Annotated in this window: 5 protein-coding genes and 1 pseudogene; 1 reads left to right on the top strand and 5 read right to left on the bottom strand. The window is 41.4% G+C overall.

Going from position 1 to position 5,301, the window contains the following annotated elements:
* Positions 1-179 precede the first annotated feature (179 nt).
* A complete protein-coding gene (locus G7Y39_RS12965; protein ID WP_165157862.1) occupies positions 180-1,106 on the top strand; it encodes a site-specific integrase in 927 nt (308 codons plus the stop codon).
* A gap of 172 nt (positions 1,107-1,278) precedes the next feature.
* Here G7Y39_RS12965 and G7Y39_RS12960 read toward each other — a convergent pair whose 3' ends face one another.
* The 5 genes and pseudogenes from G7Y39_RS12960 to G7Y39_RS12940 form a co-directional block, all read right to left on the bottom strand.
* A complete protein-coding gene (locus tag G7Y39_RS12960; RefSeq protein WP_165157861.1) occupies positions 1,279-1,683 on the bottom strand; it encodes a hypothetical protein in 405 nt (134 codons plus the stop codon).
* 35 nt (positions 1,684-1,718) lie between these two features.
* Positions 1,719-2,660 (bottom strand): relaxase/mobilization nuclease domain-containing protein, encoded by a 942-nt coding sequence (locus tag G7Y39_RS12955; protein ID WP_165157860.1) that lies wholly within the window; start codon positions 2,658-2,660, stop codon positions 1,719-1,721.
* A complete protein-coding gene (locus G7Y39_RS12950) occupies positions 2,650-2,958 on the bottom strand; it encodes a MobC family plasmid mobilization relaxosome protein (RefSeq protein WP_165157859.1) in 309 nt (102 codons plus the stop codon). The genes G7Y39_RS12955 and G7Y39_RS12950 overlap by 11 nt, the downstream gene beginning before the upstream one ends.
* 139 nt (positions 2,959-3,097) lie before the next feature.
* Complete coding sequence (locus tag G7Y39_RS12945) at positions 3,098-4,177, bottom strand: DUF6371 domain-containing protein (RefSeq protein ID WP_165157858.1); 1,080 nt, start codon at positions 4,175-4,177, stop codon at positions 3,098-3,100.
* A 75-nt stretch (positions 4,178-4,252) separates the two neighbouring features.
* Positions 4,253-5,092 (bottom strand): annotated as a pseudogene (locus G7Y39_RS12940) (DUF3987 domain-containing protein); the annotation flags it as partial.
* Positions 5,093-5,301 lie beyond the last annotated feature (209 nt).

Here is a 5,301-nt window from a genome sequence, read left to right as displayed (position 1 = left end):
GCTTCCAAGTCTATATAAATAAAAGTATTCAGGAGTGAGTTTGATTTTGGATTTATAGTAGCTATATCTTGGAGTGATACCATTTCCCACTCCTCCGTAAACTCCGGAAATCTCAAAGGGGGAACATCAGGGATTCATTATTCTCTAATTATATGTACAACATACTTTAATATACAATTATGGGACAAAAAACAATTAGAGAAATCTCGGTTGCATGGAAAGAGTACAAGCAACCTTATGTAAAGCAGTCCACAATGGCTGCTTATGTGCTTATCTTGGAAAATCACATTCTTCCAATTTTTGGAGAAAGTAATACACTCCATGAACAGGCTGTGCAAGACTTTGTTTTGCGGAAAATTGAGAATGGGCTGAGTGTGAAATCCGTAAAAGACATTTTGATTGTTCTGAAAATGGTTCTGAAATTCGGTGTGAAAAATGAATGGATGGATTATCAAGAGTGGGACATCAAATATCCGTCTTCTTCGACAACCAAAGAATTGGAAGTACTGTCAGTTGCCAATCACAAGAAAATACTCAATCATATTCAAAGCCATTTCTCCTTTGCCGGACTAGGTATCTACATCAGTCTTTGTACAGGACTTCGTATAGGGGAAGTCTGCGCTTTGAAGTGGAGTGACATCAATGTTTCTGAGGGAACGATAACAGTCAATCGTACAATTGAACGAATTTACATTATTAATGGGACTGAGAAACATACCGAGTTGGTTATCAACACTCCCAAGACACAAAACTCATGTCGGGAAATTCCTATGACAAAGGAGCTTCTTGCAATGGTAAAACCACTTAAGAAAGTTGTTAATGAAGAGTTCTATGTCTTGACTAATGATGAATATCCAACCGAACCTCGTACCTACCGTAATTATTATGGCAAATTAATGGCAAAGTTAGGTATTCCCAAATTGAAATATCATGGGCTGCGCCATAGTTTTGCCACTCGCTGTATAGAAGCTGGCTGTGATTACAAAACCGTTAGTGTATTGTTAGGGCATTCTAATATTTCAACAACTTTGGATTTATACGTTCATCCAAATATGGAACAGAAAAAGCGTTGTATAACAAAAGTCTTTAAGTCGTTGGGGAAATAATATAAGATGTGGAGCGAAGAAATTTGATATGGTAATTTCTTCGCTCTTAATTAGCGTAGACTATGAAAACATAGGAAAACGCCATATTGTCAACATCAATAAATCGGAAACCTATTATTAGGGCGTATCGGAAAGAGAAAAGGAGAGGGAAAATCCCCTCCTTAACCATGTATCAGACATTCAAGTCTTTCATCGGCAATCCATAATTGTTTTGGTCAAAGATTCCTCGATAGATGAGCTTTAAACCAAGTGTCTGATAATACTTGTAGTCATCGCCTTCGGTGCAAAGGTATTTGTAACCGTAGCGTGGCATGTACTCCTTGAAGAACCGAGCCAAATCTTTCAGGCTTTCTTCTTGGTCTTTCTTGAAATTGCTGCGCACGATGATGATAGACCAGTCTGGGAAATTACCCATACCGTTACTGTACTCCCAGAAGCGGATGTAGCAGTCTAAATCACGCTCACTGATGTTCACGCAAAAGCCATTGGCATTTTGCATCACGCTACAACTGTTTCTGTAGCCGAACTTCTCACACAAGTAGAGATTGAAATCAAGAATTAAATCGTTTTGTAACATAAATGATTGAATTTAAAAAGTTAATAAATAGTGAATTATAAACGAAAACCTCGCTTACGCTTAGCCTTTTTCTTTTTCATCAGGCGATTGAATTCAGCTTCTTCTGCGGCAGTGGCATCGTAAGATGAACCACCGTTTATCAAACCGAGACTGATGCTTGAACCATCATTGGAATGGGAAATGCTTTGCTGTACCTCTTCATCTCTATGCGTGAATCCTTGTTTGAGGTATTCACATGAGAACTCACAAGCATTCCGTTCTAATCGGTTGTTGATATTCAAATAACTGAACTCTCGACTGATTTTTGAACCCGAGAAAGAAAAGCCATTGTACTCAAACTTGACACCCTGTATTTCTCGTGTAGTCCGGCTGACCTTGAATTTCATATCAATGTCCCGGTTGGCAAGAGCATCTTTCAAATCATTCCAATTTTGAGCCTTGGGCAGTTCCTCTTTCAATGCCTTGTATATCTCATGTTTTGCCAGGTCGTAGGGGCGAAGCCGTTCTTCATTGATATGGTCTTTGCCGTTAGCAAAGTGCAGTCGGTATTTTGCTGTCAGCATCTTACACGCCTTTTCATTTCTGCGAAAGTCGTTTTTGTCGCTAATCGTCTTCCCTTCATTGTCCACACGGTTAAAGACGATGTGACAATGCGGATGTTCACGGTCGATGTGCCGGGCAACAATGTATTGCGTGTCCTGAATCCCCATCAGTTTCATGTAGTCATGAGCGATTTGCAACATCAGCGCATCATCGTGTTTCAAGCGTTCGCCATCTTCGGGAGAGAAGTTGAGCGAAGTGTGCCCGACAATATTCTTTACCTTATCATTGAGCAATGCTTGTAATTCAAATTGTTCTGCCATTTGCTCCGGTGTGCCATTTACTCCGACCGCTTCTAATAATTTGGATTTCTCCTCTTTCAAAACATAGCGGACACAACCACCGAATGATGTCCCTTTCGTTTGTTTACCTATCATCTTTCAATTGTTTTATAAGTTGGTTAATACGCGCTGCCATCTCCTCGCATCTTTCGGCAACGGCAAAGAATCCGTAGGTATTTGCCTGTTTCGCCAATTGGTTAAGGTTGGTGCTTTCACCTATCAACTGACGGATGATGTGGATATGTTCTTTTGTGATTCGTTCACGTACTGTTCCGTTCTCGATGAGTGAACGGATAACTGCGCTTTGGGTCTGCTTGCTCCGTCTGCAAAGCGCACCGAGCCATGCAAATTGGTTGTAAGACAGACGGAGTGTTATCGTATATTTCTTTTCCATTTTGAGTTGCATTTTAGTGAATAATTTGTGACCATCGGGAGCCGTCTCCTCAGACTTTTTAAGGAGCAAGTGGTCGGGGAATGTAATACACCGACATTAACTTGCTACAGTAAAAAAGTCTCGATACCTCTCCCTTTGTTCAGAGTCTGAATCCTCGTCTCTTGGGTGGTGAAACCTTTGGTTGCGGAGTGCTTTGTTGTACGCTGACGAGTTCCAAATCGAATGTTTCTATCAGTATTTTCAATACTGGATTCTTCTTCATCATCTGTTGAAGAATGGCTTCGTCTGGTTTTACCTTGAGCAGATAATCGGCTATGTCGTATCCCTCTTTTCGCTCGTTTTCGGTAGCGTTTGTTTCCAGATAGTCGAACATTTGCACCTCAATTCCGTAGCTTCTCATCAGATTGATTTTGCTCTGCCAATAGTCGGTTGCGCCCAAATCAGGGAATAACACAATGCTTCTTCCTGCCAGAACGGATAGGCTGTTGGCATTGAAGCAACCGTTCTTTCCGCCTGATGCTATCCATAGGAATTGCGGCAGATAGTAGGAGGCAATGATTGCCGTTTTCTCGCTTTCGACCAGTGCAACAGGACGGTTCTCATCTTCTGAAAGCAGATGCTCGCCAAAGAAACATTGCTTCAGATTATAGTCCCCCTTATGCAGTACGGAGTGTACCCACGTTACATGATTGTAAGGCTCTTTTATCCGTTTACCTGTTTCGGGATTGTAAAGCATTATCTTACCTGTTCGGACTCTGTTCTGATTGTCCGTTTGCCAGAATACGGTTGCCCCGTCCCAATACTTGGATGTGCCGACCTTGTATCTCTTCATGAGTTTCAATGTTTCCGTTTCTCCGAATTGAGCCGATAGAAATTGAAACAGTTTGTTGGATGGATAACCACGTAATGATTGGTAGACTATCTCCAAATCAATGTAAGAGGTAGCTATCGGTTGCGCTTCCTTAATAGGGGTATAACTCCTGAAACTATTCTCTGCAAACCTTTCTTTTTCTGCCGGGTTTTGTTCAAAGTAATCACGGGGTGTGAAGTGATAACCGCATTTCTGCTCGTGGTCACAACGTCCCACGTATTCAGGAAACCGGATATGCTTCTCCGTATCAATGTATTTGGAAAAACATCTTTGGCGGTGGCAGCTTGGGCAAGTATGCCGGGTGCTGACACCTTTGTAGGGTTCTAATATGAATCTATGTGTACTCATAATTTCTTTTTTTAGTGTGTCACTTTTGTCGTTATTGTCACTTTAGTTTGGGAAATGTCAAAACCGACAAAAATGTCACGGGTTAATCTTTGAATATTCTCCATGCTTCTCTTTGCGGAACAATATTCCGATATTGTCATTGAGAAAGCGTTGAAACGTACGCTCCTTCATTCCGTTTTGCTCGGCTAACTGTATAGCTTGGGCGGTAGTAAAGGATGAGGGAAGCAGATTGACTATCGCTTGTTGCTGACTGTTGAGATTGTTCTCATTCAGAATATTTTGTACGCTCAATGCAGATTTTTTGAAATACTCAGTTAGTTTAATAGCTCTCTCCACTGTCAGCAGGTCGATATGCGTTTTGCCGCACTCTCCGCAAGTCCATCGGGCTAATTGGATAATCAGGCAGAAGCGTATGATGTATATCTCCAACTTGCAATAGATACTTACAATAGTATCGTTCGTTTCCCGGTCACATAACTCTGAGAATTTGTGCTGCCACTCGTAAAGCCGTTTCTTTGCCTTTTCGGTGAAGGGTAGAATTTGCGGTTCAATCTCTCCAAATTCATTAAACCTGCATTCCTGTTGTATCAGCTTCTCAATAATGGCATTCCATTCTTGTTCGATGTTCTCAGGCAGTTCCTTGTCATTCCAGCGTGCTTTCTGTTGTAGATTGGGCATCACGAACAAAATACGGTCGATGAATCCATTGCTGGAGCGTTCCCCTTTAGCCAGTTCATTCAAGATTTTCTTTTGGATAGTACCAATGACCGATATGTACGGTCGCTTGATAAAGATTGAACTCTTAGCATTCTTGCGGTCGGATATAGTGGTCTTGGCACTGAACACCGACAACCAAAACTGTTCTTCCGAACCGTTGTTGTAGCGGTTGAAGTTCTTGAACCAAGCGGATAACTGTAAGCATTCGAACAAATACACATTGTACAGCTTGAGGTTTGGTTGTTGCTTTGCAGTAGCATATACAATCCAACCTCAATTATTATGAATAGATTAGAATTTGAAGAATTAGAATTGCAGGTGCAACAAAGTGGCCTGCCATTGAAGTCGTGCCTACAGCAAGTAGGTGTAAGTTATTCAACCTATCACTACTGGCGCAAGAAGTATTC

The organism is Parabacteroides sp. ZJ-118 (genome assembly GCF_011038785.1).
Lineage (GTDB): Bacteria > Bacteroidota > Bacteroidia > Bacteroidales > Tannerellaceae > Parabacteroides.
This window is presented reverse-complemented; position numbering and strand designations above follow the sequence as displayed.